Origin of the sequence: Ruficoccus amylovorans (genome assembly GCF_014230085.1) — a bacterium.
Taxonomy (GTDB): domain Bacteria; phylum Verrucomicrobiota; class Verrucomicrobiia; order Opitutales; family Cerasicoccaceae; genus Ruficoccus; species Ruficoccus amylovorans.
Window position 1 is genome coordinate 1 of the sequence record NZ_JACHVB010000037.1, and the last position, 2767, is coordinate 2767.

The 2767-nt window shown below is 61.7% G+C and carries 4 protein-coding genes; all 4 read left to right on the forward strand.

The features are described 5' to 3' along the window. The first annotated feature begins 77 nt into the window (after positions 1-77). Positions 78-689, forward strand: coding sequence for an ankyrin repeat domain-containing protein (locus H5P28_RS14215; RefSeq protein ID WP_185675414.1), 612 nt, complete (start codon positions 78-80; stop codon positions 687-689). 197 nt (positions 690-886) lie between these two features. Then, positions 887-1840, forward strand: coding sequence for a hypothetical protein (locus H5P28_RS14220; protein WP_185676382.1), 954 nt, complete (start codon positions 887-889; stop codon positions 1838-1840). 79 nt (positions 1841-1919) lie between these two features. Next, positions 1920-2471: a hypothetical protein gene (locus tag H5P28_RS14225; protein ID WP_185676383.1), complete on the forward strand. Its 552-nt coding sequence runs from the start codon at positions 1920-1922 to the stop codon at positions 2469-2471. 12 nt (positions 2472-2483) lie between these two features. Further along, a partial coding sequence (locus tag H5P28_RS14230) for a hypothetical protein (RefSeq protein ID WP_185675678.1) occupies positions 2484-2767 on the forward strand: 284 nt, incomplete at its 3' end.

The following is a 2767-nucleotide window of genomic DNA, read 5'->3' on the forward strand; positions in this document are numbered from 1 at the left end:
TTGCCGGTCTTTGTGGCTGTGCGGCAACGGTCTCTTCTCCTAAAGAGGAAGGCGGTGTTAACCCTGCTGAGCCCGGAGTGTCCTCTGGCCCACGGGCAGCGGTGCTGTGGACTCCCTTGGGGCAGGCGGCGAGGCAGACGGACGACCCGGCGGTCATTCGCAGCCTTGTGCGGGCCGGGGAGGATCCCAGCGGGAGAAACCGCTACGGTGCGACGGCGTTGATGTACGCGGGCCTCTCCAACCCCTCGGTGGCGGTCATTCAGGCCCTGATCGCAGCCGGGGCGGACCCGAACGATGCCGACGACGATGAGTTGACCCCGCTGATGTATGCGGCCCAGGAAAACACCCCCGAGGTCGTTCGGGCCCTGCTGGAGGCGGGGGCGCTTCCGAATGCCCAAACCCAATACGGCTGGACCGCTTTGATGGCTGCTGCCGCCACCAACTCGCCTGCGGTCATTCGGGCACTGGTGGTGGGCGGGGCGGACCCCAACGGCACAGACGGATACGGGTTGACGCCGCTCATGCTGGCGGCGGCCCTGAATCCCGACCCCGCGGTGATCGAGGCCCTTGTGGAGTCCGGGGCAAAGGTGGAGGCGGTGGACGCTCGCGCAGACACGGCGCTTGATTACGCGCGTCAGCAGGACAACGCGGGGGCCGTCACGGTGCTCGTGGAGCTTGGGGGGAAATGACGTTGGAGGCGAGGTCACAGACAGTGCTCCCCTGTGCCCGGAGGCATCGCTCCGGTCGGCGGCGCCTGGCTTCCGTCCCAGTCAAGGGGCTGTTGTGCCTGCTGGGGCTTTTGGTCTCAGGGGCGGGGCAGGCGCAGGGGGCCGGGGCCTTCAATCCCTTCGAGGCAAGGATCGAAGCTGCTGATGGCCGGGAGGTAATGGCCCGCATTGTTGGGCACGACGGGAAGGTGCTGCGCTTTGTTCCCCTGCATCAGGAGCGGGAGTATGCCGTGCCCTTTGAGCAGCTCTCTGATACCACCCAAAAGCAGATACTGGAGTACTGTCCGACCAGCTTCCTCCAACTGGACGAGAACTGGGACCGCAAGAATTCTCACGCCGGACTGGACAACACGACCATCAAGGATCTGGTCATATTACTGGGGCAATGGCTAACTCGCAATGCGCCGCAACCTTCACGCTTCAACTCTGTCTTCAATTCCGCCTTTCTGGTGGAGTTCAGCTGGTTCGATCGTTCATGGCTTTACGGTCCTCTTCTGGACAGTCCGATCAAGCTCTTTGACGATATCTACTATCTGGAGTCTTTGCAGGAGGTCCGACACCGCTTGCACGAGGCCCTGGAGATGGGCAGGTCGCAGGCCGTCATCACGGACGGCTTTCCGATGAATTCCTTCCGCCTGTGGATGTTCCCTGTCCGCAGGGAGTATCGCTACGCCCGCGGCTATGAGAACCTGAATCGAATCAGCGGGTACAACACCCTTGGCATTATGGTAGATCGGCAGGATCAGATTGTCGCGGTCGAATGCCTGCGAACCAGTGATGTGCCGATGCTGGATCGATCCGACCTGTGGGAGGCGAACACGATCCACTTTCTGGGCCTGAAGAAGAAGTTCGCGGCCGACGCGACGGTTCTGGTCCATACGCCCACTGGTAGTCTTAAGAAAGAATTTGGCTCCTTTTCAGGTGAGGCTGCCCACCTCGGTTCTTTCTCGGGTGACGCGGTTCACATGACCGAGGTCATGTTTTTCAGTTCAGACCAAAACCCTATCAGATACAGCATATCCAATAAAAAGCCTCTCAGCTACAGTCGTATGTACATGCCTGATGGGTTGGCCCGCCTCATCGCCTACAACATATACATCAACTGGCGATGACCAGTCAGTCCAGGACAGTATTCTCAGTTTGATGCCCCAGATTTTCAACTACTCACCCCCAACGGATAAGGATCTATAAATGAATGTAGATGGATTCAAAGCGCTCCTTGAGAGCACGCTGGATGCGAAGTTCGCGCAGATCATGAGCGCCAAGCCCGCCAAGGAGCGTTTCCTGCACTATGTTGACGGGATCACGTTGACGACGGCGGTCCGCAACATTTTCAAGCACAAGCTGAAGGTGACGCCGCCGCAGGTGGAGGCGGCCTGCAAGCTGAGCGAGGCGGTGCTGGCCCCCTCGGGCCGGGAGCGTGAAAACCTGATCAAGGCGGCGGTTGGAGTCGGCGGCGGGGCCGCCGGGATCGCCATGGTTATCGGCGGGATCGGGGCGGCTCTCGGCTGGGGATCGGGTGCCGTGGCGGCCACGACGGCCTTCTTCATGGGCAGTTCCATCGCCGGTCCGGTCGGCTGGATCTCGACGGGCATCGCCATCGCGGCGGTGGCGGGGTACTTTGTGTTGACCGGCAGTCCGCAGAAGGACACCGAACGCTTCATGCGGGTGCTCAAGAACTCCGTCAACCAGGCGGTCGAGGCGATCTGGCCCCAGTACGGGGAGGCTCTTTCCGACTCGTAAGAACGGCCTCCCATGGAAGCGCTCGCCTACATCGTGCCGGGACAGTTCGCCTACCTGCACCTGCCCTCAGCCCAACTGCGTCACTTCGTGGACGGGCTGTTTCCGTTTTTTGCGAAGTTCCCGCTGGCGGACTCGCTGGCCTCCGGCGGTGGACACCGTTGGAAGGCCGGGCACGACCTGCTTCTCGACCTGCCGGGCACTTTCTCCCAGCACGGGATCGTGGAGGGCTACAGGCACGCGGGACACGTCCTGCTGACGGATTTCCCGACCAAGGCGGGCATCCCCATTCCCGGCTT

Excerpts from the sequence above, each read along its gene's own strand:
- H5P28_RS14225 (WP_185676383.1), top strand. The coding sequence starts at position 1,920 with ATGAATGTAGATGGATTCAAAGCGCTCCTTGAGAGCACGCTGGATGCG.
- H5P28_RS14220 (WP_185676382.1), top strand. The coding sequence starts at position 887 with ATGGCCCGCATTGTTGGGCACGACGGGAAGGTGCTGCGCTTTGTTCCC.